The organism is Saccharothrix hoggarensis (genome assembly GCF_042678885.1).
Taxonomy (GTDB): domain Bacteria; phylum Actinomycetota; class Actinomycetes; order Mycobacteriales; family Pseudonocardiaceae; genus Actinosynnema; species Actinosynnema hoggarensis.
In genome coordinates, this window is sequence record NZ_JBHTLK010000020.1 from 1 (window position 1) to 25293 (window position 25293).

A 25293-nucleotide genomic window follows, 5' to 3' on the forward strand; every position below is an offset into this window, starting at 1 on the left:
CGGTCTCGACGGTACGACGCATCCCGCTGAACTGCGATGTACTGCCGGTACACCTGTGGCTGTTGTCTTCTCGGCGCTGCCCGCAGCGGGTTAGCTCGACCACCTGCCCCCACTGGTCTCCGCGCCGGCGGTGCCGGCCGACAGGGGGCGTGTCCGGCCCGGTGCGTCGCCAGGCGCGGGTCACCGCCGGCCTGGTCGTCACCGTGGTCTTCCCGACCACCGTGCCGGTCCGGAGTGGGGTGATCCGGTCAGGACCGGGCTTCGACGGTGACGCGTTCGGCGGTGGCGAGCCGTTCGGTGTCTTCGTCGTGGTCGAGGTGGCCCAGGATGACCAAGCCCGGCGAGTGCGGGCCGTCGCGGTAGAAGAGGGCCAGGTTGCCCCAGGGGGCGAAGTAGGCGAGGTCTCCCGCCTTCGGTGTGGCGGCTTCCGGGGCGTCGGAGGTGTCCAGCTTGCGGGGCGGGTAGGCGATCCGCTCGGTCTGGTGGAAGTCCTCCAGGTCCAAGGTGAGCGGGAGGAGGGTGACGAGATCGCGCGAGGTGGCGCCGGTGTTCAAGGTGGCGTCGATCGGGTGACCGTCGATCGTCAGGCGGATGGGCATGGCGGTGGTCCCCTCGGACGGTGCGGGCGGCGCCTCCGGCGTCGACGTCTGCTGACCGGAGCGTGGAGATGAGGCGTCCGGCGGAGGCGTCGAGCTGGTGCCGCAGGCAGGCACGGCCAGTACGGGCACGACCGCGGGAGCGATTCGTGGTAGTGCGCGGAGCACCCGGTTCTCCCTTGTTCACTCGGTCGGGGTTGCGGAGTGCTCCTGGTCGGCGACGGCGGCCGGCCAGTGCATGTCGATCCTCGTCCGTCAGGGCTTGAGGAGGGCTTTGACGGCGCGGCGTTCGTCCATGGCCCGATAGCCCTCGGCGACCTGGTCGAGGGGCAGGGTGAGGTCGAAGACCTTGCCGGGGTCGATCCGGCCGGACAGGACGCGGTCGATGAGGTCGGGCAGGTAGCGGCGCACGGGGGCCGGGCCGCCGCGCAGCCCGACGTGGGAGAAGAACAGCTCTTGGCCGTCGACGGCGACGTCGTGGGGGACGCCGACGAAGCCGACGTTGCCGCCGGGCCGTGCCGAGTGCAGGGCCTGCCGCATGGCCTGTGCGGTGCCGACGCATTCCAGGACGGAGTCGGCGCCGATGCCGCCGGTGAGGTCCTTGATCCGGGCGATGCCCTCCTCGCCGCGTTCGGTGACGATGTCGGTGGCGCCGAACTGCCGGGCGAGGTCCTGCCTGGAGGCGTGCCGCGACATGGCGATGATCCGTTCCGCGCCCATCTCCTTGGCCGCGATCACCCCGCACAGGCCGACCGCGCCGTCCCCGACGACCACGGCGGTCGAGCCGGGCCTGACCTCGGCGGCGTCGGCCGCCCACCAGCCGGTGCCCAGGACGTCGGACACGGCCAGCAGGCCGGGCCACAGCTGTTCGCCGGGCACCTCGTCGGTGGCCACCAGGGTTCCCTGGGCGTGGGGGATGCGCACGTACTCGGCCTGGCAGGTGCTCATGAACTCGCGGCGCAGGCAGTTCGACTGGAAGCCGTTGCGGCAGTTCGCGCAGGTGTTGTCCGAGGTCGCGAAGGAGCCGACGACGAACTGGCCCGGCTTGACCGAGGTGACCTCGGCGCCGACTTCCTCGACGAAACCCACGTACTCGTGGCCCATCGGGTGCGCGTCGCCGATCGGCTCCAGGCCGCGCCAGGGCCACAGGTCCGAACCGCACACGCAGGTGACAGCCGTGCGGATGATCGCGTCGGTCGGGTGGAGGATCTTCGGGTCGTCCAGGGTTTCCAAGCGGACGTCGCCGGGTGCGTGGATCACTGCTCCGCGCATGGGGGAGTCCTTCCGTGGTGAGGCGTGCGGTACGGGTGTACCGGCCGCCGAGTGCGGTCGCGGATCCGGCGCAGGCGGTGGGAAGCCGTTCCGGCGTCGGATGCGGCCCCACTGCCCGGCCGTGCTCACGACCGGGCGGCGAAGAGCCACGTTATCCAGGTAAGCCGCTCCTCGCCCGTTCAGCGAGTCACCACCGAGAGGTGTACCGGCAGTACACCCCCCAAGCCTTCCCGAGTGCCGCAGTCGCTCCCAGGGGCGACCACGATGGTCGCGTTGGCGTGAGCGGGACTCTCGTGCCGAGCACGTTCGCGTGGTGCCGGTGGGGTGACGCGCCGGGCCGCCGCAACGGGCGGAAACGGCCGGCTGTCCTGCGGCAAATCGGGGCGTGGTGGGAACTTTCGCCCACGGTGGCGCGAGCACCGCTCGGGGTATTGGGTTTCGCCACGTGGCATGTTAACGTTAACACAGCGTCCTCGAGTGGCGCGACCCGATTGTGATGCCGTTCACCGGCTGCACGGGTGCCCGGAGGCGTCGATGACGCCGGTCATCGCTCGGAATCCCACTGTCTGGCACGCGGGACGCAGTCCGCACGCCGCAGATTGGAAGTGATCAGGATCAGGACTTCACGCAATGGCCGACTGGCCCTTGGCGGCATGGTGGCCGCCAGTGTGCTCGTGGGTTCGATGGCGATCAGCCTGCCGCAGGCGAGTGCCGCGAACCCGGTGATCCCCGACCGGTTCGTCGCGGACCCCTCCGCGCACGTGTTCAACGGGCGGGTGCACCTCTACCTCACCGACGACCAGACCAACAGCGGCACCTACTGGGACTCGAGGTCCTGGCGGTCGTACTCGTCGTCCAACCTGGTGGACTGGACCGACCACGGTGACGTGTTCTCGGTGTCCGGGTTCTCCTGGGCGAGCCAGTACGCCTGGGCGCCCGGTGCGGCGGAGCGGAACGGTCGCTACTACCTCTACCTCCCCGTGGACCGGACGAAGATCGGTGTGGCGGTCTCGTCGTCGCCGACGGGCCCGTTCTCCGACGCCCGCGGCAACCCGCTCGTGGACCGGGCCCGGGACGTGAACGTCGGCGAGGAGCCCATCGACCCGATGATCTTCACCGACGGCGACGGATCGTCCTACATGTACTTCGGGACCCGGACGCCGAAGGTGGTCCGGTTGGGCGCGGACATGGTGTCCACGGCCGGGCCGATCACCGACGTCCGGGTGACCGGTTCGACGGTGTACGGCGAGGCTCCTCACCTGCACAAGGTCGGCGGCACCTACTACTTCACCTACTCGACCGGCTGGCCGGGCCAGATCCACTACGCCACCGGCACGTCGCCCCTGGGGCCGTTCACCTACCGCGGCGTGGTCCTGGACTACGTCAACGTCAGCACCAACCACCAGTCGATCGTGCAGTACCAGGGGGAGTGGTACATCGCCTACCACAAGAACGCCCGCGCCGGCGGCGGTGACTTCAAGAGGTCGGTCGTGATGGATCGCCTGCACCACAACGCGGACGGCACGATCCGCACGGTGACCCAGACCGCGGGCGGCGTCGGTCCGTTCTCGACGTTCACCGCGCAGCACAGCGGGCTCAGGCTCGACACGTCGGGCTCCTCGGTGCGGCAGGCGACCGCGTCGACCGCGCAGTCGCAGCACTGGCAGCTCCGCGCCAGGGCGGGCGGCTACGTCGAGGTGATCAACCGGGCCACCGGCTCGTGCCTGGACGTGTCGGGCAGTTCGACCGCGGACGGCGCGAGCGTGCTGCAGTACGGCTGCCACGGCGGTGACAACCAGCAGTGGACCGTGCGCCGGTTCGACGCCACCACGGTGTCACTGGTCAACCGCGCCAGCGGCAAGTGCCTCGACGTCCCGTCGTACAGCCCGACCGGCGGGACGCTGCTCGTCCAGTGGACGTGCACCGGCGGCACGAACCAGCGTTGGCGCCAGGCGCCTGCCTGACGGTTCGCGGCACGGGAAGCCCCGCCGCCCGCGTCACCGCGCGCGGCGGGGTGGCGCCGTGCTGTGGCGGATGACCAGATGGGTGGGCACCAGGCCCGGATCGGTGCCGTTCCCCGCATGGCGGATCTGCTGGAGCAGGCGCTGGACGCAGCGCCGCCCCACCTCGGCGAAGTCCTGGCGGACCGTGGTCAGCGGTGGGATGAAGTAGCCGGCGTCGGGGATGTCGTCGAACCCGACCACGCTGATGTCGTCGGGCACGGTGCGACCGTGTTCGTGGAAGGCGCGCAGCACGCCCAGCGCCATCTGGTCGTTGCCGACGAACACGGCGGTGCACCCTGGTCGTTCGGCCAGCCGCAGGCCGGCTTGGTAGCCGGAGGCAGCCGACCAGTCGCCCTGCTCGATGCGCGGAACGCGGCGGCCCGCCTCCTCCAGGGTCGTGCGCCAGGCGTGGGCGCGGCGTTCGGCGGAGAACGACCCGGCCGGACCGGCGACGTGCCAGACCGTGCGGTGGCCCAGGTCCAGCAGGTGGCGAACGGCCTGCCTCGCGCCGTCGTACTGGTCGCTGTCGACCACGGCGTAGTGGTCTCCCGCGTCGGAGTCGACCACGACGAGCTGCACGCCGGGCGGCAGCGTCACCGTGGCGGTGTCCAACAGGTGCACCTCCATGATCACGATGACCCCGTCCACCGCCAGTTCCTCCAGGCGGGTGAACGCCCCGAGCACGTCGTCCTGGGTCGGCCTCGCGACGGGGATGAGCGTGATCGCGTAGCCCTCCGCGGCGGCGTGGTCGGCGATCGCCTCGACCGTCCGGCTGTTGCCCGTGCTCGACAGCGTGAAGAGCACGACGCCGAGGGTGCGGAACTCGCCCATCCTCAGGGCGCGCGCGGCGCTGTTGGGGCGGTAACCGAGCTCTTTCATCGCGGCGAGCACGCGGTCACGGGTCGAGGGGATCACCCGGGGATGACCGGTGGACACCCGGGACACCGTCTGCGACGAGACACCGGCCAGTCTCGCCACGTCGCCGATGGACACCCCGCGTTTCGCGCGACCCCGGCGGCCGGAGGAGGCCGGTGGTGTCGTTCCTGACGATCTTTCCGCGGCGCTCATCGCCTACCACCTTCCTCGACGGGCGCCTGCTACTGACGCGTCGGGTCTTGACGACCGTGTGCCACGGTGACACTATCAGCCTGATGTTTACGTTAACATGGTCCGGCGTGCTCGTGCCGACCCTGTGGTGAACTTCCCGTCGATCGCTGTGCGCGTCATGGACGTCGCGATCGCGTGCCCACGGCCATGTTGACGTGAACATGAAGCGGGTGGTCGAGCCGATCGGCCACTCGTGGCGCACTCGAAACGTCAAGGAGCAGCAGTGGTCCCTCGTCCTGCCCCTCGCTGGCTACGCCGGCCCGACGCGACCGCCAGGGCGCGGCTGGCCTACGGCGCCGACTACAACCCGGAGCAGTGGCCCGCCGAGGTGTGGCACGACGACGTCCGGGCGATGCGGGCGGCCGGGGTGAACATCGTGTCCCTGGGGATCTTCTCGTGGGCGCGGCTCCAGCCAACCCGGGACGCCTACGACTTCACGTGGCTCGACACCGTCATGGACCTGCTGCACGCGGGCGGCATCGCCGTGGACCTCGCGACGGCGACGGCCTCGCCACCACCGTGGTTGACCACCGAGCACCCCGAGGTCCTGCCCGTGGACCGGACCGGCGCGACGGTGTGGCCGGGTGCTCGCCAGCACTGGCGGCCGACCTCGCCCGTCTTCCGCGAGCACGCGTTGCGCCTGGTGCGCGCCCTGGCCGAGCGGTACGCCGACCACCCGGCGCTGGCGGCCTGGCACGTGTCCAACGAGTTGGGCTGCCACAACGTCTACGACTACTCCGACGACGCCTCGCGTGCGTTCCGAACGTGGTTGCGGGCCCGGTACGGCGCGCTGGACGAGCTGAACTCCGCCTGGGGCACGGCGTTCTGGTCGCAGCACTACAGCGACTGGGACCAGGTCCTGCCTCCCCGGCAGGCGGCGGCGCACCCCAATCCGACGCAGCAGCTGGACTTCAAGCGCTTCTCCTCCGACGCGTTGAAGGACTACCTGCGGGCCGAGCGCGACCTCCTGAGGGCTGTCACCCCGGACGTGCCGGTCACGACGAACTTCATGGTCATGCGCGGCATCAAGGGCATGAACTACGCGGACTGGGCGGACGAGGTCGACTTCGTCTCCAACGACCACTACGTGCACCCCGGGCCGCAGGCGCTCGACGAGCTGTCGTTCTCGGCGAACCTGACCGGCAACCTCGCGCCGGGACGCCCCTGGTTCCTGATGGAGCACTCCACCAGCGCCGTCAACTGGCAACCCGTCAACCTGGCGAAACGGCCGGGCGAGCTGGCCCGCGACTCGCTGACCCACGTGGCCCACGGCGCCGACGCGGTGTGCTTCTTCCAGTGGCGGCAGTCGGTCGCCGGTGCGGAGAAGTACCACTCCGCGATGCTGCCGCACGCCGGGGAGGACAGCGAGGTCTTCCGCTCCGTCAAGGACCTCGGCCGGACCCTGGAGGAGCTCGCTCCTGTCGCGGGCACGGTGCGCCGCCCGGCCAAGGCCGCGATCCTCTTCGACTGGGAGTCCTGGTGGGCGTCCGAGCAGGACTCCCACCCGACCTCGCTCCTGGACTACCGCCAGGAAGCGCTCGACTGGTACTCGGCCTTCCTCGACCTCGGCGTCCGCGTCGACGTGGTGCCCGCGCACACGCCGCTCGACGGGTACGACGTGGTCGTCGCCCCGGTGCTGCACGTGGTCCCGGCGGCGTTGTCCGAGCGCCTGAACGCCTACGTCGCGAACGGGGGACACCTCGCGGTGACGTACTTCTCCGGCGTCGTCGACGAGAACGACCACGTCTGGACCGGTGGCCACCCCGGCGCGCTGAGGGAACTGCTGGGCATCCGGATCGAGGAGTTCGGCCCCCTGCCCGACGACCGGCGGGTCGACCTGGACAACGGCACGACCGGCACGATGTGGACCGACCGCATCGACGTCACCTCGGCCGAGGTGGAGGTCCTCGCCTGGTACAAGACCGGGGACCACGCGGATCGGCCCGCGATCACCAGGCGCGTCACGGCGACCGGGTCGGCCACGTACGTGTCCACCCGCCTCGGGGCCGTGGGCCTGCGTCCGGTGCTGGCGGAGCTGCTGGACGCGGCCGTCGTCCGCAGCGAACTCCCGCCGGAGGCCCGTGGCCGGGTCGAGCTGGCCGTCCGCGGTGGCCACGACGCGACCTTCTGGTTCCTGATCAACCGCACCCACGAGCCTGTCGACGTCCCCGACCTGGACGGCGACGTCGTCGTCGGCCCCGACGCCTCCGGGCGGCAGCTCGTCCTGCCACCGCGGGCGGTGGCCGTGCTCCGGCGACACGCCGAATGACCGTGCGCTGCACGAGAGAGGTCACGTGATGAGAATCCTGCGGCAGGCACCGCACTCACCGGTCCCCGCTTCGGGGCTGTCAACCGACGGCACACCGTTCCTCGAGGCAGCCGCGCCGGCTCCGGCGCGGCGAAGCGCGGGCAAGTCTCGCCGTCAGTGATGCCCGCGCAGTCATGTTTACGTGAGCATGGCGACGATCGCTCCGGTGGCCCGGCTTTCCGCCTCCAGCTCCGGACCACCACCACGAGAACCGAACAATCCCGATTGGACAGCCCGTGAACACGAAGAAGTGGCTCGCGAGGGCCGTGACCGCGGTGATGGGAGTGGCGTTGTTGGCCATCCCCACCGTTCCCGCCGGGGCAGTCAGCCCGACCCCGCGAACGCTCTACCAACTGCCCGCCAACGCGCAGTGCACCAAGGGCCTCGGCAACTGCGCGATCTACTCCAAGTCGGCGGCGCTCCCGAGCGGCCGCCTGGTCGCCGGCTTCGAACGGGCCCTCGTCGGCCCGACCGGCACGGCGGTCGGTCAGGTCATCCCCGTGTACAAGAGCGACGACGACGGCACCACGTGGCAGCCACTGGCCGAGGTGCGGGCGCCGGCGTACATGTCGAGCAACCCCGCGTACGCGAAGTACACGAGCAACTGGGGCAGCCCGTTCTTCTACACCCTTCCCCAGAACGTCGGAAACCTGAGCGCGGGCACGTTGCTGCTGGCGACGACCGTGACGGGGGAGGACCACTACTTCACCGAGCAGAAGGCCGCCGACCCGAACTGGGTGCCGACCAACGACGGTGACCGCCGCGACATGGCGACCGCCCTGTACTCCAGCACCGACCAGGGCGCGTCCTGGAACTTCCTCAACATCATCACCACGGCCGGGTGGCAGGGCGGCAGCGCCGGCGCCATCGGCCAGCGCATCGCCCGCGCCAACACCTACCGCCAGGTCGATCCCGTCTGGGAGCCGTACCTGATGGTGTACAACAACCAGCTCGTCGCCTACTACTCGGACGAGAACGACTTCACCGGCTACAACCCCTCGACCGGTGTCCTGACCATGCGCCCCGACAACGCCACCGCACCCGACTCCCACGGACAGGTCATCGCCCACCGGACCTGGAACGGCTACACCTCCAGCGGGTGGAGCGCACCCGTGGTGGACGTCGCGGGCCTCACCGAGACCGTTGCCGGTGTCAGCCAGATCGGCGGCGGACGTCCGGGCATGCCGAACGTGGTGCCGACCTCCGACGGCCGGTGGATGATGACGTACGAGTACTTCGGCGGCGGCGACAACGTGCGCTACAAGATCTCGTCGAACCCGCTGGACTTCCGCTCGGTGGGCGGTGCGGCGGGAACCAACATCAGCGCGCTCCCGGTCACCGCCGGTTCCCCCACGCTCACCACCGGTGGAAGCCCGGTCGTCATCCGCCTGCCCGACGGCCGGCTGATGTTCAACGCATCCGGCAGCGGCGACGTCTGGGTCAACCCCAGCGGCAGCAGCACCGGCCCCTGGACGCGGCAGCGCACCACCATCCAGGCGGGCTACTTCCGCAACCTCACGTACGTGCCGCGCACCGGCCGGGTGCTGATCCTCTCCGGAGCGGGCACCATCAGCCACGCCGACATCGACTTCGGGCGATCCGCCGGGGCGTACTACAAGCTGGTCAACCGGCAGAGCGGCAAGGTGCTCGACGCGTTCGGCGCCGACCTGGCCGACGGCGCGAACCTCGTGCAGTGGCCCGACAACGGCGGCTTCAACCAGCACTGGCACGTCACGGACACCGGTGACGGCTACCGGACGTTGCTCAACCGCAACAGCGGCCGGGCGGTGTCCATCTACGGCGGGAGCACGGCCGACGCGGCGCACGCGGCGCAGTGGGTGCAGAACACCGCGTTCGACCAGTCGTTCCGGCTCGAACCGGTGGGCGCCTACTACAAGATCCGCGCCCGCCACAGCGGCAAGCTCCTGAGCGTCGGTGGTGGATCCACCGCCGACGGCGCGCAGGTCATCCAGTGGCCGGACGTGAACGGCCTCGAACAGCAGTGGTCGCTCGTCCAGGTGTCGAGCTAGTCGACGGCTGACGCGCACACCGCCGAAGCGCCAGGGGGAGGTCACCGGGTTCGACCGGCGGCCTTCCCGTGGCGGCGCGGACGCACACGCCTCCCCGGACATCCCGGTCGATCCTGCCGGGCGTTCTCCTCGGGAATGAGGAATCGATGTTCGAAAGAGTCAACGACGACACTTTCCACGCTGCCCGGCACCGGACCCGGGGTCGTGGCCTCGCCATCACCTGCGTGCTGACGCTGGTGGCGACGGCGCTGCTCCACCTCGCCGGCACCACCCCGGCCACCGCGCTCAGCGGCGACGTCGTGGCACACGACCCGAGCGTCATGAAGGTCGGCAACTGCTACTACTCCTTCGCCACCGACGCGCCCACGATCTCCGTGCGCCGGACGTGCGCCGGGAACGCGGCCACCGGCTGGACCCGGATCGCCAACGTGTGGGGGTCCACGCCGCGCTGGATCATCGACCGGCTCGGCGAGAACCCCACGCACATCTGGGCGCCCGACATCACGTTCTTCAACAACCGGTACTACCTGTATTACGCCGCCTCGATTCCCGGCAAGGGTTACTACGCGGTCATGGGCCTGCTCACCTCGAACAGCATCGAAGGCCCGTGGACGGACCAGGGCATGATCACCGACAGGGACTACCCGATCGACCCGGCGGTGGAGTGGGGTCAGGACGGTCGCCTCTACGTGGCCTGGGGTTCCTGGTACGGCACGTACATGCGGGTGCTCGACCCGGCCACGGGCAAGTTGTCCACGAGCGACACCAGGACGTGGCGGGTGGCCAACGGCATCGAGGGCCAGACCTTTATGTACCGCGACGGGTACTACTACCTGTTCGGCTCGGAGGGCAGCTGTTGCATCGGGACCAACAGCACCTACTACACCGTCGTCGGCCGGTCCACGAGCATCACCGGGCCGTACCTCGACCGGAGCGGCGTGCCGATGACCGCCCCTGAAGGCGGCACGGTGGTCATGCGCGGCGCGTGGCCGAAGGTCGGCGCGGGCGGCGCGGACGTCTACGACGACGGAGCCGAGAAGTACCTCGCCTACCACTACTACAACGGCAACGTGAACGGCCGCCCCGAGCTGGACATCCGCCACATCTCGATGGTCAACGGGTGGCCGGTCCTGTCGGCGCCGCTCGATTCCCGCAGCAACCACCTGGTCAACCAGAACAGCAACATGTGCGCCGACGTGTGGGGCAGCAGCACCGCCGACGGCGCGGCGGTCAACCAGTACGGCTGCCACAGCGCAGCCAACCAGTTCTGGACGGTGACGCGGGTGGGTGACAACTACAGGCTCGTGAGCGCCGGCAGCGGCAAGTGCCTGGCGATCGCCGGCGGCTCCACCGCCAGCGGGGCGGCCGCCGTGCAGCAGACGTGCAACAGCAGCACGGCGCAGCTGTGGACGAGGACGCCGACGATCGGCGGCTACTTCACCCTGGCCAACGTCAACAGCCGGCAGTGCCTCGAGCTCAGCGCGTTCTCCACGACCGCCGGGACCGCACTGACCCAGTACGCCTGCAACGGTGGCGCCAACCAGCAGTGGTTGCTGGTGTAGGACCACGGCCGGTCGCCCGCCGCGACAGCAGCGGCGGGCGACCGGCGACGCCCTCATCCCCCTCCCCACGACCAATCCGTGAAAGGCCCGCCCCATGCCCTCCGAGAGACGACCGCGCCGCACCCTCGCGGTGCTGGTGGTCGCAGCCGCGGCGCTGGCCGGCTGCGGGTCCGCCGACGAGCAGCCGACCGGTGCGGCAGCGGTGCGGGCAGCGCTGGACCAGCCGACCACGCTGACCTTCTGGACTTGGGTGCCCAACATCGAGAAGGCGGTCGACAAGTTCGAGACCGCGCACCCCAAGATCAAGATCGACGTGGTCAACGCCGGTCAGGGGCCGGACCACTACCTCAGGCTCCAGAACACGCTCAACACCAAGGTCGGTGCACCCGACCTGGCCCAGATCGAGTACTTCGCCCTGCCGCAGTTCGCGACCTCCGGCCAGATCGCCGACCTCACCCCGTACGGGGTGGCGGACCTCGAAGAGCGGTTCACCGCGTCGGCGTGGTCACAAGTCGTGGTGGACGACAAGGTCTACGGCATCCCCCAGGACACAGGGCCGATGGTGATGTTCTACCGGAAGGACGTCTTCGACCGGCTGGGCCTGGAGCCACCCGGGACGTGGGACGAGTACCGCAGGACCGCCCAGCGCCTCAAGCGCGACCGACCAGGCACCTACGTCACCTCCTTGGACCCGGTGGACTTCGGCACAGTGGGCGGTCTGATCTGGCAGGCGGGCGGAAGGCCGTTCGCCAACCGGCCGAACAGGTCGATCGGGGTCAACCTCACCGCGGATGCCGGCGTCGACGCGTTCGCCGAGGTGTGGGGAGCGATGCTGGACGACGGCACGGTCGAGCCCGTCACCGAGTGGACGGACGAGTGGTGGACCTCCATGGCGGAGGGCAGGTACGCCACGTGGTTCGCAGGCGCGTGGGGGCTGGCGAACCTGGAGAAGTCGATCCCGCGGACGAGTGGGCAGTGGGCGGTCGCCCCGATGCCGCAGTGGAACGCGGCCGAACCGACGGCCGGGGAGCACGGTGGCTCCTCGGTCGCGGTCACGGCCGAGAGCGAGAAGAAGGCCGCCGCGGTCGCCTTCGCCCAGTGGCTCAACTCCGACCCCGAGGGTGCGGCGTCGCTGAACGCCGACGTGCGCCTGTTCCCGGCGACCAAGGCCCTGCTGGACGATCCCGCGTTCCGCGAGCAGCCCGTCCCCTTCTTCGGCGGCCAACCCGCGAACCAGGTGTTCGCCGAGGCGTCGCGGCGAGTGGGCACCGGCTGGCAGTACCTGCCCTACCAGGAGTACGCCAACACGGTCTTCGACAACACCGTCGGGAAGGCGATCACCGGTGAGTCGGACCTGAGGACGGGCTTGGGCCAGTGGCAGGAATCCATCACCCGGTACGGCCATGAACACGGCTTCACCGTGTCGGGCCGCTGACGGTGTGTCAAGAAGTGGTTCTCCACCGTCACTCCGACTGGCATCTCTATCGCGAGTGGACGGCGGAATCCGGAATGCCACCCGACTGAATCGACGCTCCACACTGGACACGTCGTGGTCCCGGGGTTAGCGTCAACGAGGAATGTTAACGTGAACATGACCTGCCGCAGTGCTGGTCGACAGGAGTGACGATGACGTCCATCTCGCCGCCGGTCCAGGTTCCGCCGGCACGTTCGGCGCGCCCGACCCGCGGGCCCTCTCGTCGCCTGCGCGTGGATCGCCGAGGTTGGGTGTTCGTCGCGCCGTTCCTGCTGGTGTTCGCCTTGGTGTTCCTGGCGCCGATCGCCTATGCGATGTGGTTGAGCCTGTTCCGCGAGCAGGTGTTCTTCGGCGGCACGGAGTTCGTGGGACTGGACAACTACGCGGCCGTGCTGGGCGACGCGAAGTTCTGGGAGTCGTTCCTGCGGGTGCTGGTGTTCCTGCTGGTGCAGGTGCCGGTGATGCTGGGGTTGGCGCTGGTGGCCGCGTTGGCGATCGACAGCGCGCGGCTGCACGCGGCGGGGCTGTTCCGGATCGTGATCTTCCTGCCGTACGCGGTGCCGGGTGTGGTGGCGGCGCTGATGTGGGGGTTCATCTACGGCGACAACTTCGGCCTGGCCGCGGACCTCAATGAGCTGCTCGGGCGCAAGGCCGTCGAGCCGTTGTCGGGCGACTGGGTCCTCGCCTCGATCGGCAACATCGTGACCTGGGAGTTCGTCGGCTACAACATGCTGATCCTGTACTCGGCGCTCAAGGTCGTGCCGCACGACTTGTACGAGGCCGCGGCGATCGACGGCGCGGGGACGTTCCGGATCGTCCGCAGCATCAAGCTGCCCGCCATCCGCGGTGCGTTGATGATCGCCACGATCTTCTCGATCATCGGCAGCTTCCAGCTGTTCAACGAGCCCAACATCCTGCGGTCGTTGGCCCCCAACGCGATCAGCACCTACTACACGCCCAACATGTACGCCTACAACCTCTCCTTCAGCGGCCAGCAGTACAACTACTCGGCCACCGTCGCGATCGTCATGGGCGTCATCACCGCGATCATCGCCTACGTCGTGCAGCTGCGCGGCTCCCGGAAGGGTGTGTGAGCACCGTGGTGACGACCCACTCCCCGCTCCGGCCACGCAAGTCCAGGGTGCTGACCGCGGCGATGGCGGTGTACCTGCTGTACACGCTGGTGCCGCTGGCGTGGCTGCTGATCAGCGCCACCAAGACCCAGCAAGACCTGCTGACCACGTCCGGTTTCGAGCCGGGCGGCAGCTTCGCGCTGCTGGACAACATCACCGGGACGTTCACCCACGACGGCGGGATCTTCCTGCGGTGGCTGGGCAACACCCTGCTGTACGTCGTGGTGGGCGCGGGCGGCGCGACGGTGCTGGCCACCGCCGCGGGCTACGGCCTGGCCAAGTACCGCTTCCGCGGCCGCCGCGCCGTGTTCGCCGTGCTGCTGGGCGCGATCGCGATCCCCGGCACGGCGCTGGCGGTGCCGACGTTCCTGATGTTCAGCAACCTCGGGCTGACCAACACCCCGTGGGCGATCATCATCCCGTCGCTGGTCAGCCCGTTCGGCCTGTACCTGGTGTGGACCTACACCGTCGAGGCCGTCCCCGACGAGCTGCTGGAGGCCGCCCGCATCGACGGCGCGGGCGAGGTCCGCATCTTCCTCACCGTCACCCTGCGCCTGCTGCTGCCCGGCGTGGTCACCGTCGCGCTGTTCGCCGTGGTGTCGACCTGGAACAACTACTTCCTGCCGCTGATCATGCTCAGCGAACCCGACTGGTACCCGCTGACCGTGGGCCTGAACCAGTGGAGCGCCCAAGCCGCCGGGGTCGGCGCACAGCCGATCTACCACCTGGTCATCACCGGCTCGGTCATCACCATCGTCCCGCTCGTCATCGCGTTCCTGCTGCTCCAGCGCTTCTGGCAGTCAGGCCTGACCGCGGGCAGCGTCAAGCAGTGACACCGGTTCGTCCTCCACGACCAACACCCCTCATCACCGCCGCGAAAGGTCCTTTCCCATGTCACTCACCAAGCGCCGCTGGAAGGCGGCCGCCGCTCTGACGTTCGCGTTGGCCACAGCACTCGCAGGGTGCTCCTCCGGTGGCAACGGCACTGCGCAGGGCGGCGCCACCGGTACGCAGGAAGCGGTCGACGCGGCCCTGCGCGAAGGCGGCGAGATCACCTACTGGAGCTGGACCCCGTCCGCCAAGGCGCAGGTCGAGGCGTTCCAGAAGGAGTTCCCCAACGTCAAGGTCAACTACGTCAACGCCGGCACCGGCAACGACCACTACACCAAGCTCCAGAACGCCATCAAGGCCGGCTCCGGCGCACCCGACGTCGCCCAGGTCGAGTACCAGGCACTGCCGCAGTTCGCGCTCACCGGTTCGCTGGTCGACCTCGGCCAGTACGGCTTCAACGCCTTCGAGGACGACTACACCCCGTCCACGTGGAACTCGGTGAAGGTCGGCGGCGGGCTGTTCGGCCTGCCCCAGGACTCCGGCCCGATGGCCCTGTTCTACAACAAGCAGCTGTTCGACCAGCACGGCATCGCGGCGCCCACGACCTGGGCGGAGTACGTCGAGGCGGGCAAGAAGCTGCACGCCGCCGACCCGACCAAGTACATCACCAACGACACCGGTGAAGCGGGCTTCGCCAACAGCATGATCTGGCAGGCAGGCGGTCGGCCCTTCAAGACCGACGGCAAGTCGGTGACCATCAACCTCCAGGACGAGGGCACCAAGAAGTGGACCTCGGTCTGGAACCAGCTCGTGGAGCAGAAGCTGCTGGCGCCCATCCCCAGCTGGTCCGACGCCTGGTACAAGGCGCTGGGTGACGGCACGATCGCCAGCCTGGTGAGCGGCGCGTGGATGCCGGGCGTGCTGGAGTCGTCGGTCAAGGACGGCGCGGGCAAGTGGGCCGTCGCCCCGGTGCCCACCTACGACGGCGGAGCACCGGTCACCGGGGAGAACGGCGGCAGCACGCAGTCGGTCCTCAAGCAGAGCTCCAAGCCCGCGCTCGCGGCGGCCTTCGTGCGCTGGCTCAACAACGGCAACGGCGTCAAGCCGTTCGTGGACAGCGGCGGCTTCCCCGCCACCAAGGCCGACCTCGAGTCCCCGGCTTTCAAGGACGAGGAGACGCCCTACTTCGGCGGGCAGAAGGCCAACCAGATCCTCACCGCGGCCGCCGAACAGGTCTCGACCGGCTGGTCCTACCTGCCCTACCAGATCTACGCGAACACGATCTTCGGCGACACCGTCGGCAAGTCCTACGCAGGCGGCACCGCGATCGACCCCGGTCTGGCCGACTGGCAGAAGGCGCTCGTCGACTACGGCAACCAGCAGGGGTTCACCGTCAACGCCGGATGAGCGGGCGGCCGACCCGGCGCTCTCATCGCCGGATGCCCCGCCGCCGTCGTCACGAGGAAGTCTCCGGTACCCCTCGCACAGCTGTGCGAGGGGTACCGGCCTGCTCCAGGCCGATCAACTCCTCGGTGCCGGGGCGGTGCTGCCGCGCACGACGAGGTTGGTGGCCAGCTCGGCGCGGTGCGCGGCCGGCTTCTCGCATCCAGACGAGGCGCTCGCTCCGGCCGACCGGCTTTCACCGAAGTGCCGAGCGAAATCGACGACGTCGCTGCCTCTCACCAGGAACAGGCACAGGGCGGGCAGGGTCGACAGCACGACTGCGGCCCTGCCGGCCGTGTTCCTCCGGATCGCACCACTGGTGGCTCAGGTGAAGACGCCCAGGTTCTGCTGGGCGTGGTCGGGGAAGATGGTGTTGGTCGAGCCGAGTCCGAGCCGCTTGGTCAGCAACTCGCCGAGGACGTCGCGGTAGTCGTTGGCACCGGCCAGGTCGCCCTCGTCCAGCGCGTCGGCGGCCAGGCCCGGCCAGGCCCCGTGCACGCGTCCGCCGCGCAGGCCACCGCCCAGCAGCATCATCAGACCACCGCGGCCGTGGTCGAAGCCGGAACTGCCGTTGACCTCGACGCGACGGCCGAACTCGCTCATCAGCACGACGTTGACGTCGGCGAAGGCTGGGCCCAGCTCGGCGGCGAACGCGGCGAGGGCGGTGGACAGGTACGTGAGGTGGCTGTGCATGTCGCCCTTGTCGGGGGTGCCGATGTTGGTGTGCATGTCCCACCCGCCGACGTCGACCGAGGCCACCCGCAGGCCTGCCTTGGCCTTGATGAGCGTGGCGAGGTTCCTCATCTGCGCGGCGAACTCACCCTCGGGCCACGTGGCGGCCGAGGCTTCCGCCGCGCCGTCGAGCTCACGTGCGGCGGCGAGCATGGCGAGGGTTTCGGTCGTCTGCACCGCCTCGGGGTGGTCCAGACCGGTGTACAGGCCCTTCAACGCGGTCAACGACCGTTCCCGGACGCCTTCCCAGGTCGCGAGGTGGAGGTCCTTCAGGCTGTGCATGACGACCTTGGCCTCGCTCCCGATCATGGACCGCGGCACGGTTCCACCCTCGGCGACAGCGCGGAAGGTGGTGCCCGGACCGAGTTCGCCGAGGACCCGTTCCAACCAGCCGGTCCTCACCGACGGGCTGGCGGCGCCGCGTTCGATGCAGTCCGTCGCCTGGAAGTGGCTCCGGCTGATGTTGTCGCCGGACACCGCGTGGACGGCGGCCATCGTGCCGGCGTTCCACAGCGGGACGAGCGGGGCGAGAGCCGGGTGCAGGCCGAAGCGGTCGTCTCCGGCGAGGAGGGCACCCGGTCCGACCGCGACGTCACGGCGGGCGTCCAGGTAGTTGCGGTCGCCGCGCGGCACGACGACGGACAGCCCGTCCACACCGCCGCGCAGGAACACCATGATCAGCGTCTTGTCAGTGGTGTTCTGGGCGGCGAAGGACACCTTGGACGTCACGAGCTGGCTACCGAGCCCGGCCACCGCGACGGCGCCGGCGCCCGCCAGCAGCCGCCGGCGGGTGAAGCCGCGCCGCCACAGGTCGCGCTGACCGTCGAGCTCGGCGCCGACGGCTTCGGAGTGGAGGCGGACCGCGCCGTCCAGCACCGTCGGCCCGTGCCGGCGCATCTCGTCGATCGTGCGCTCGGGCACCGCGGGCGTCTGGGGAGGGTTCTGTTCCACGGGTCGTTCTCCTACCGCAGCGAGTGGTTGATCGAGTCGAGCATCAGGGCGGCCACCTCGGCGATGTGGCCGCCGAGCGGTGGCTCACCCACCGGGGCGTCGTCCTTCGCTTCGAGGTAGTCCAGCAACGCCTGCCGCTCGCTCGCGCGGAGTGGCTGGAACAGCAGTCGACGGGCGAGCGCGTCGAGGTATTCGCCGGTCGTCGCGGGCGGGTCCTCGACCAGGGATTCCGGTTTGCGGAAGGTGAGTCCCGGACGATGGCCGTGCACCAGGACGCGGTGCGCGTTCCACTGGCCGAGCGTGATGTGCGTCGACCGCCACGCGCCGGCCACGTCCGGGTAGCCGTCCGGGGAAGTCCAGCCGAGCGGCGCCTGCCCCAGCGGTCCCATGTCCCAGACGGAGAACGACTCCAGGCCCTTGCCCGTGGCATCACCGGGCAGCACGTCGAGGACGCGGGCCGTCGCCGTGTAGTTCTCCCCCGGTCGACGGAGCTTCTGCCCGGGGGCCGCCCAGAACTCCAGGGACCGGAACAGCACGCGCAGCACCGGGACGATGGCGGTGTCGTTGTCCAGGTACGCCTGGGCGAGCCGGTCCACCAGGGACTGCGGCGGGTTGTCCGACACGAACCGCACGGCGAGCTTGCCCGCGATGCGCCGGGCGGTGGCCGGCAGGCGTGCCAGGTGGTCGAGGTACCGGTCGCCGACCGCCAGGCCCTCGTCGGGTGAGGCGTTGGCGTCGGAGAAGCCGAGCGCGTGCACCTCGCCGACCCAGTGCTTGGCCGGGTCGTAGTGGAACTCGCCTTCCCAGGTGGCGGTCCGGCCGCTGAGGATGTAGGCGCTGTTGCGCACGTCCTCCTCGTTGTACCCGCCGTCGATGCCGACCGTGTGCAGTTCGAGCACCTCGCGGCCGTAGTTCTCGTTGACCGACTCGCGGTTGGACAGGGCGTTGCTCAGGTACCACAACATCGAAGGGCTGCGGGCACTGGCGCGCAGCAGGTCGGCGAACTTGCCGAGGGCGTGCTTGCGGATGACTTCCCGGTCGTGGAACACCGCGGTGTCCCAGGAGTCGCCGGGGATCGGGACGTGCAGGTGGTTGTGCCAGAACTCGACCATCACCTCGAGGAGCTGCCGCTTGCTCCACAACTGGCGGGCCAGCGTCGCGTCGCGCACCTCCACCATCGCGCTCCACGAGAACCGCTCGATGGTGGCGAGCAGCTCCGCCGTGGTCATCGACACCAGCGGGAATTTTTCCAGCACCCGGTCGGCGATCGGGTCGTCCAGCTCCTCGGGGCGGAGCTGCCGCTCGATCCAGTCGTCGATGCCGAGCTTCTCCACCTCCGCCACGTCAGCCGGGGTGGGCCCGAACGTCAGTCGTCGCAGCAGATGTAGCTTCGACTCCCCGGTCAACGGGGTCTTCACGACGTTCTCGGCCTGCGCGACCTCTTCGGCGGCCACCTTCGGGGACGCCGCGAGGCCCGCCGGTCCCGTGTACGCCTCCTCCGGAGCGACCGCCCGGCTGTAGCTGGTGTCGCGGTCGGCGAAACTCCCGGCGACCTTCGGCGCGTCGTCCACCGGACGCGAGGGGAGCGGTGCGGCACCGGGTGCGGTCGGCTGAGCGGCGCTGGGGGCGCTCCGTCGCTCGACCGCGTCGGAGACCGGCTGCGCGGTGTTCTCGGTGGTGGCCGGTTCGTCCTCGAGCAGGCCCTTGCCGAACCAGGACAGGCCGCCCGCGGCGAGCAGTCCGCCGATGCCCGCCATCATCCAGCGGCGGTTCGACTTCTCAGGCCGGGCGGATTTCGCGCTCTGGACGCGGCGCTCGGGTGCGGGCGCACCAGTCCGCAGGGGTGCGTCGGCGTCCGGCGTGCGGGCCTCGGACCGCCTGCCATCCGGATCGGATCGCGATGGCCGCGCGTCGGGTCGCTGTGGCCGCGCGTCGGGTCGCTGTGGCCGCGCGTCGGGTCGCGGGCGCGCGTCGGGCTGCCGGACGCGCGGATCGGGTCGGCCGCCGTGTGCGTCGGCCCGCGGCTGGTCCTGTCGCGGTGGGTGTGGATCCGTCGGCCGCTGATGAGGATGAGATCGAGGGCCGCGTGGGTCGACCACCGGGAAACGCGGATCCGGCCGCCGAGCACGCGGGTCGGACTGCGGCGCCTGCCGCACGGGCGGCCGTGGCCCAGTGGGACGTCCCGCCGCGGGGTGTTGGCCCGGGGCCGGTGCGCCGGCGTGGTGGCCATCCGTCGCGGACGGGTCGGCTTCCCACGGTTCGGGCGGGTTTTGGTACGTCATCAGCGGCGTTCTCCAGCGGTCCATCGACGGTGGGGCGGGCCATGCGCACCCACAGCGGCGGGAAGCGCGGTGCGCGAGACCTCATCGGTGGAGACCACCCCGTGGGCACTCGGATAACAGAACGCCGGCTCCGCTCGGTGTGACGTGGACCGCAGTGGCGAAGTGTTATGGGCTGCCCGCTGTCCGGTGAGTGGCACCGGCACCGGTCGGACGCGCTGACCCTCCACTTGGGAGTGGGGTCGGAACCGCAAGCGTTGGGAGAGCGGGAGATTTCCGGACACCTGAGCGCTTGGCTCTGCGGTGGCGGTAGCCTTCGCCGTGATGCGGGCACACCCGCGGTGACGATGACGGAGGCGACCAGTGCGTGTGAGGGCGGTCGTGGACCTGCCGGGATCGGAGGTGATCCGGTCGGCACAGGCCGGTGACCCGCGGGCGGTCGAGCGGTTCGTCACCGGTTGTCTACCCCTGCTCTACAACGTCGTCGGCCGGGCGATGAACGGGCGGGGTGACGTGGACGACGTCGTGCAGGAGACGGTGCTGCGCGCCCTGGACGGCCTTCCCCGACTCCGCGACCCGGAGCGCCTGCGTTCCTGGTTGGTCGCGATCGCCATCCGCCAGGTGCGCTCGTGGTGGCACCACGACCAGCGACGGGAGAAGGTGGGCCTGCCCGAGGACGTCGACAACCTGGCCGACCGGCGCCTGGACTTCGCCGACCTCACGATCCTGCGCCTGGAGCTGTCGGGGCAGCGGGAGGAGGCGGTCCGGGCCACCCGCTGGCTGGACGACGAAGAACGCGAGGTGCTCGCGCTGTGGTGGCTGGAGGTCGCGGGCGAGCTGACCCGCGCGGACGTGGTGGCGGCCTGTGACGAACCCGCCCAGCACGTCGCGGTCCGCATCCAGCGGGTGAAGCAGCGCCTGGACACCGCGCGGGCCGTGGCCAGGGCACTGGCCGCCGTACCCCGTTGCAGGGAGTTGGCGGAAGAGGCCCGGAGCTGGGACGGCACGCCGTCGGCCCGGTGGCGCAAGCGGCTGGGACGCCACGTCCGGTCGTGCGGGCAGTGCACGTCCGACTTGATGCCGCTGGAAGGCCTGGTGGGCAACCTCGCGCTCGTCCCGTTGCCGATCGGCCTGGCCGGACTCGTCCTGCACCAACTGGCCTCGACCGCGGCCACCGGAGCGGCGGCGGCCACGACCTCCGCCGCCGCTACAGCAGGCGGGGTGTCCCTGAAAGCGCTGGCGGCGGCGGCAGCGGCGGCGGTGACGACGGTCGCTGCCATCGTGGTGCACCACTACACGCAGCCGACGGAGTCGGAGGAGCGCCAGGTCGCGCTGTCGACCGTCCACACACCGCCGGGGTCGGACGCCGGGACTCGGGCAGCGCCGGAGTCCACCACAGTCGGACGGACGACCGTGACGCCGGCCGACCTCCCGCCGACGACGAGCCCGGTGTCGTCGCAGGGCCGACCGACCGACGCCCAGCCCGCGCAGGTCCGGACATCCGGCAAAGCCCTGGCGCTCGGCCGCTTCTCGCTGCGTGCGGCGAGCGGCGAGCGGTACCTGCACCGGAATCCGTGGAACAAGTACGCCGCGATGGGGGAGATCTCGGCCGACAGCGACGCCACGGCCAGGCAGGAGGCCACCTTCACCGTCGTCAGCGGGCTGGCGGACCCCGCGTGCTACTCGTTCCGCGCCCCGGACGGCGACTACCTCCGGCACTACGTGATGCGCGTGGAGATCGGGCCTGACGACGGCACCACCCAATTCGCGGAGGACTCGACCTTCTGCGCCCATCCCGGGCACGGGGAGCAGGCGGTGGCGCTCGAACCGATCAACTTCCCCGGCCACCTCCTGCGCGGCAGGCCCGACGCTGAGGTGTGGATCGATCACGGCGAAGCAACCGGAGAATCCTCGTTCTTCGTCGTCGATCCCCTCGGGTGACCTGACGTGCCGATGAGGAGGCCGGCTCCGGGGCTGCACACCACACGTCCGGATGACGTTCGCCCGGCCGGGCCGAGCAGGCCGATCAGCTCCTCCGTGCCGGGGCGGTGCTGCCGCGCACGACGAGGTTGGTGGCCAGCTCGGCGCGGTGCGCGGCCAGCTTCTCGCCCTTGATCAGCGAGATCAGCATGCGGGTCGCGAGGGCGCCCATGTCGCGCAGCGGCTGGCGCACGGTGGTCAGCGGGGGCGCGGTCCACGGTGCGAAGGGCAGGTCGTCGAACCCGACCACGCTGACGTCGTCGGGTACGCGGAGCCTGCGCTCGTGCAGCGCCTGGTACGCGCCGAGGGCCTGCAGGTCGCTGCCCGCGAAGATGCCGGTCGGCGGGGTGGGCAGCTCCAGCAACGCCTTGGTGTGCAGGTAACCCTGCTCGTGGCGGAAGTCGCCGTAGCGCACCAGGCGCGGGTCGTAGGGGAGTCCGGCGACGTCCAGGGCGTCGCGGTACCCGGCGACGCGGGCCTTGGTGCACATCATCTGCTTCGGGCCGCCGATCACCCCGATGCGCTGGTGGCCCAGCGAGACCAGGTGCTGGACAGCCGCGTAGCCGCCATGCCAGTTGGTCGCGCCGACCGAGTGCGCCGTCGGGTCCTGGCGACCCACGGCGTCGACGATGACGAACGGGACGTTGAGCCGGTTCAGCTCCGTGCGCTGCCGGGCGTTGAGGTCCGACAGCACCAGGATCACGCCGCGCGTCCCGCGGGTGGTCAGCGACTCCAGCCAACCCTTGTCCGGCGTCGGCGCGGTGTGCACGGCGGTGAGCACCAGGTGCATCCCGTGCTCGCGGGCGACCTCCTCCGTGCCGCTGAGGATCTCCGTGGCCCATGAGCTGTCCAGCTCGTTGATCACCAGGTCGAGCAGCGCGGCGCGGGTGCGGCGGGGCTTGGGCGTGGCCTTCGGCGGTCGCTGGTAGCCCTCTTCCAGCACGATCCGCTCGACGTGCTCACGGGTGCTCGCGGACACGTCGCGGTGCCCGTTGAGGACCTTCGAGACCGTCGGCACCGACACCCCGGCCAGCTCCGCGATGTGCGCCAACGTGGGCTTCGCGCCCGTTTCCCTCGTCACCCCGCCAATCTAACGTTCCGGTCAAGCGGTGGGTTTCGTACTTCTGACCTGCGAGTTTTCGAAGAGGTTTCGAAAAGTAGTGATGTTTCGGAGGCGAAACCTTGTTCTTTGCGAAACCGCGTTCCTAGCGTGACGCCGCACCTAGCAACGCCGGAGGAACCGATCATGGGTCAACGCAGACACCGCCTCGCCGTCGCCGCCGCGACGGCACTGCTCGCCTTCACCACCGCCTGCGGCACCGCCGCCGAGGAGAGCAGCGGCCCGGTGGAGCTGACGTTCTGGACCTTCCTGGACAACAGCGCCGAGGTCGAGATCTGGAACAGCAAGAACCCCGACACGAAGGTCAAGGCGGAGAAGGTTCCCGCCCAGGACTACTACGCCAAGCTCCAGGCCGCGGTGAAGGCCGGGAACGCCCCGGACATCGCCCTGGTCGAGTACCAGTTCGTGCCGTCCATGATCGCCTGCGACTGCCTGGCGGACCTCACCGGCAAGGTGGGGCGCGACCTCGGGGAGCGGTTCCCCGACTGGGTCTGGAACCAGGTCAACCAGCAGGGCAAGGTCTACGGCGTCCCCCAGGACATCGCGCCGATGGCGTTGTTCTACCGCACCGATGTCTTCTCCGAGCACCGCCTCACCGTGCCGAAGACCTGGGACGAGTACGCCGAGCAGGCCGAGAAGCTGCACTCCGCCGATCCGTCGAAGTACCTGGCCACCTTCGCCACCAACGAGGCGGGCCAGTGGGCCGGCCTGGCCTGGCAGGCGGGCGCGCGCTGGTTCGGCACCGAGGGCGACCAGTGGACGGTGTCGATGAACCCGCCGCAGTCGCAGCGCGTCGCCGACCTGTGGCAGGACCTGATCAGCCGTGACCTGGTCAAGGCCGAGCCGGACTTCAGCACCGGCTGGGTGTCCGACCTGACCAGCGGCACCGTCGCCTCCTGGGTGGCGCCCGTGTGGGCGGGCTCGTACCTGAAGGGCAGCATGGCCGCGAGCGCCGGCAAGTGGGCCGTCGCGCCGATGCCGCAGTGGGACCCCGCCAAGCCGCAGGTCGGCAACTGGGGTGGTTCGGCGATCTCGGTGACCAGCAGCAGTAAGCACGTCGACCGGGCCGCGAAGTTCGTGGAGTGGCTCAACACCGACCAGCAGTCGCTGAACTCGCTGATCTCCAAGTCGTCGATCTTCCCGGCGGCCAAGTCGGGCCTGCTGGACCCGTCGTTCGCCAAGCCGCAGGAGTTCTACGGCGGTCAGAAGATCTACGAGGTGTTCAGCGAGGCCGCGAAGCAGATCGACCCGAACTTCGCCTGGGGTCCGACGATGACGAGCACGTTCCCCGCCTTCACCGATGAGTTCGGCAAGGTCGCCAACGGCGAGCAGACCGTGCCGGAGGCGTTGGCCGCCCTCCAGCGGCGCACTGTCGAGGACATGGGCAAGCAGGGCTTCACCGTCCGCGGCTGACTCCAGGCGCACCGCTTCCGCCCGGTGCCGCCGCCTCCCGCGCGGCACCGGGCGGACCCCACCCCGAGAGGCCCACCCCGAACGAGGCCTACCCCGAAAGAGGCAACTCCGTGACCACGCTCGCCCCGCCGCGGGCGGACCGGCCCACCAGGCCGCCGACCACCGCACCGAGGCGCCGACGCCGCCGCAGCGTCGCGCCGCTGTTGTTCCTGCTGCCCTTCGCGCTGTGCTTCACCGCGTTCTTCCTCGTCCCGATCGGAGTGGCGGTCTGGCAGAGCCTGTTCCAACCGCGCCGCAGCGGGCTGCTCGGCAAGACGACCGAGGTGTTCGTCGGGGTGACCAACTACCTCGACGTGTTCGCCGACCCGAAGTTCCACGAGGGTTTGCTGCGCGTCGTGGCGTACGCGGTGCTGACCATTCCGCTGATCATGGTCACCGCCACCGTGGTGGCACTGCTGCTGGACTCGGCGCTCGTGCGGGCCCGCAAGCTGTTCCGGCTGCTGGTGTTCCTGCCGTACGCGGTCCCGGCGGTGATCGCGACACTGCTGTGGGGCTTCTTCTACCAGCCGCAGTTCAGCCCGATCGTGCGCACCTTCGACGCGTTCGACTGGGCCGGCCCCGACTTCCTCAACGGCACGGCGGTGCTGCTGTCGATGACCAACATCGCCGCCTGGGAGTGGATCGGTTACAACATGATCATCGTGCTGGCCGCGTTGCAGGCCATCCCGACCAGCGTGCACGAGGCCGCCAAGCTGGACGGGTGCGGCGAACTGGCCATCGCGGTGCGGGTGAAGCTGCCGATGGTGCTGCCCGCCATCGGGTTGAGCCTGCTGTTCTCCCTGATCGGCGCGTTCCAGTTCTTCAACGAGCCCGCCATCCTCAAGCCGCTGTCGGCGACGATCACCAGCTACTACACGCCGAACGTCTACGCCTACCAGAAGGCGTTCGCCGAGGGGCAGTCCGGCTACGCGGGCGCGATCGCCGTGACGCTGGCCCTGGTGACGTTCCTGTTCAGCCTCTACTTCCTGCGGCTGGGCCGCAGGCGCGGGGTGATCTGAC

At 70.0% G+C, this 25293-nt stretch carries 18 protein-coding genes; 11 read left to right on the forward strand and 7 right to left on the reverse strand.

Annotated features, from left to right (window positions below):
* Positions 1 to 248 precede the first annotated feature (248 nt).
* Both ACFQ3T_RS06650 and ACFQ3T_RS06655 read right to left on the reverse strand, forming a co-directional pair.
* Entirely contained in the window at positions 249 to 599 is a 351-nt protein-coding gene (locus ACFQ3T_RS06650; protein ID WP_380721152.1) for a cyclophilin-like fold protein, read from the reverse strand.
* A 252-nt stretch (positions 600 to 851) separates the two neighbouring features.
* Positions 852 to 1868 (reverse strand): zinc-dependent alcohol dehydrogenase family protein, encoded by a 1017-nt coding sequence (locus tag ACFQ3T_RS06655; protein WP_380721155.1) that lies wholly within the window; start codon positions 1866 to 1868, stop codon positions 852 to 854.
* A gap of 653 nt (positions 1869 to 2521) precedes the next feature.
* Between ACFQ3T_RS06655 and ACFQ3T_RS06660 the strand changes: the two genes are divergently transcribed.
* Positions 2522 to 3832, forward strand: a complete 1311-nt coding sequence (locus ACFQ3T_RS06660) for an RICIN domain-containing protein (RefSeq protein ID WP_380721158.1) — start codon at positions 2522 to 2524, stop codon at positions 3830 to 3832.
* A gap of 33 nt (positions 3833 to 3865) precedes the next feature.
* Here ACFQ3T_RS06660 and ACFQ3T_RS06665 read toward each other — a convergent pair whose 3' ends face one another.
* Positions 3866 to 4939 carry a LacI family DNA-binding transcriptional regulator gene (locus ACFQ3T_RS06665; RefSeq protein ID WP_380721161.1) on the reverse strand — a complete coding sequence of 358 codons (1074 nt, stop codon included), beginning with the start codon at positions 4937 to 4939 and terminating at the stop codon, positions 3866 to 3868.
* 262 nt (positions 4940 to 5201) lie between these two features.
* On the opposite strand from ACFQ3T_RS06665, the gene ACFQ3T_RS06670 reads away from it, so the two are divergent.
* The 7 genes from ACFQ3T_RS06670 (at position 5202) to ACFQ3T_RS06700 (ending at position 15723) form a co-directional block, all read left to right on the forward strand.
* The gene (locus ACFQ3T_RS06670) at positions 5202 to 7247 is read left to right on the forward strand and encodes a beta-galactosidase (protein ID WP_380721164.1); all 2046 of its coding nucleotides are present in this window, start codon (positions 5202 to 5204) and stop codon (positions 7245 to 7247) included.
* Between the two features lie 275 nt (positions 7248 to 7522).
* Positions 7523 to 9316: an RICIN domain-containing protein gene (locus ACFQ3T_RS06675; RefSeq protein WP_380721167.1), complete on the forward strand. Its 1794-nt coding sequence runs from the start codon at positions 7523 to 7525 to the stop codon at positions 9314 to 9316.
* Positions 9317 to 9462: 146 nt separating this feature from the next.
* A complete protein-coding gene (locus ACFQ3T_RS06680; protein ID WP_380721170.1) occupies positions 9463 to 10878 on the forward strand; it encodes an RICIN domain-containing protein in 1416 nt (471 codons plus the stop codon).
* 94 nt (positions 10879 to 10972) lie between these two features.
* Positions 10973 to 12313, forward strand: a complete 1341-nt coding sequence (locus ACFQ3T_RS06685; RefSeq protein ID WP_380721173.1) for an ABC transporter substrate-binding protein — start codon at positions 10973 to 10975, stop codon at positions 12311 to 12313.
* Positions 12314 to 12603: 290 nt separating this feature from the next.
* Entirely contained in the window at positions 12604 to 13446 is an 843-nt protein-coding gene (locus ACFQ3T_RS06690; RefSeq protein WP_380721176.1) for a carbohydrate ABC transporter permease, read from the forward strand.
* 62 nt (positions 13447 to 13508) lie between these two features.
* Positions 13509 to 14318, forward strand: coding sequence for a carbohydrate ABC transporter permease (locus ACFQ3T_RS06695; RefSeq protein WP_380721244.1), 810 nt, complete (start codon positions 13509 to 13511; stop codon positions 14316 to 14318).
* 58 nt (positions 14319 to 14376) lie between these two features.
* Entirely contained in the window at positions 14377 to 15723 is a 1347-nt protein-coding gene (locus tag ACFQ3T_RS06700; protein WP_380721179.1) for an ABC transporter substrate-binding protein, read from the forward strand.
* Between the two features lie 114 nt (positions 15724 to 15837).
* Here the strand turns inward: ACFQ3T_RS06700 and ACFQ3T_RS06705 are convergent, their stop codons facing one another.
* From ACFQ3T_RS06705 to ACFQ3T_RS06715, 3 genes are read right to left on the reverse strand one after another with little or no spacing between them, the layout of a single operon-like run.
* The gene (locus ACFQ3T_RS06705; RefSeq protein ID WP_380721182.1) at positions 15838 to 16035 is read right to left on the reverse strand and encodes a hypothetical protein; all 198 of its coding nucleotides are present in this window, start codon (positions 16033 to 16035) and stop codon (positions 15838 to 15840) included.
* A 48-nt stretch (positions 16036 to 16083) separates the two neighbouring features.
* Positions 16084 to 17442 carry a DUF1501 domain-containing protein gene (locus ACFQ3T_RS06710; protein ID WP_380721185.1) on the reverse strand — a complete coding sequence of 453 codons (1359 nt, stop codon included), beginning with the start codon at positions 17440 to 17442 and terminating at the stop codon, positions 16084 to 16086.
* Between the two features lie 11 nt (positions 17443 to 17453).
* Positions 17454 to 19202, reverse strand: a complete 1749-nt coding sequence (locus ACFQ3T_RS06715) for a DUF1800 domain-containing protein (RefSeq protein ID WP_380721187.1) — start codon at positions 19200 to 19202, stop codon at positions 17454 to 17456.
* Positions 19203 to 20084: 882 nt separating this feature from the next.
* On the opposite strand from ACFQ3T_RS06715, the gene ACFQ3T_RS06720 reads away from it, so the two are divergent.
* Positions 20085 to 21662, forward strand: a complete 1578-nt coding sequence (locus ACFQ3T_RS06720; RefSeq protein WP_380721190.1) for a sigma-70 family RNA polymerase sigma factor — start codon at positions 20085 to 20087, stop codon at positions 21660 to 21662.
* Positions 21663 to 21747: 85 nt separating this feature from the next.
* On the opposite strand, the gene ACFQ3T_RS06725 is transcribed toward ACFQ3T_RS06720, so the two are convergent.
* Complete coding sequence (locus ACFQ3T_RS06725) at positions 21748 to 22782, reverse strand: LacI family DNA-binding transcriptional regulator (protein ID WP_380721193.1); 1035 nt, start codon at positions 22780 to 22782, stop codon at positions 21748 to 21750.
* Between the two features lie 165 nt (positions 22783 to 22947).
* Here ACFQ3T_RS06725 and ACFQ3T_RS06730 point away from each other — a divergent pair, with 165 nt between their 5' ends.
* Together ACFQ3T_RS06730 and ACFQ3T_RS06735 are read left to right on the forward strand one after the other, a co-directional pair.
* On the forward strand, positions 22948 to 24234 hold the full coding sequence (locus ACFQ3T_RS06730) for an ABC transporter substrate-binding protein (RefSeq protein WP_380721196.1): 1287 nt from the start codon (positions 22948 to 22950) through the stop codon (positions 24232 to 24234).
* Between the two features lie 110 nt (positions 24235 to 24344).
* Positions 24345 to 25292, forward strand: coding sequence for a carbohydrate ABC transporter permease (locus tag ACFQ3T_RS06735; protein ID WP_380721199.1), 948 nt, complete (start codon positions 24345 to 24347; stop codon positions 25290 to 25292).
* Position 25293 lies beyond the last annotated feature (1 nt).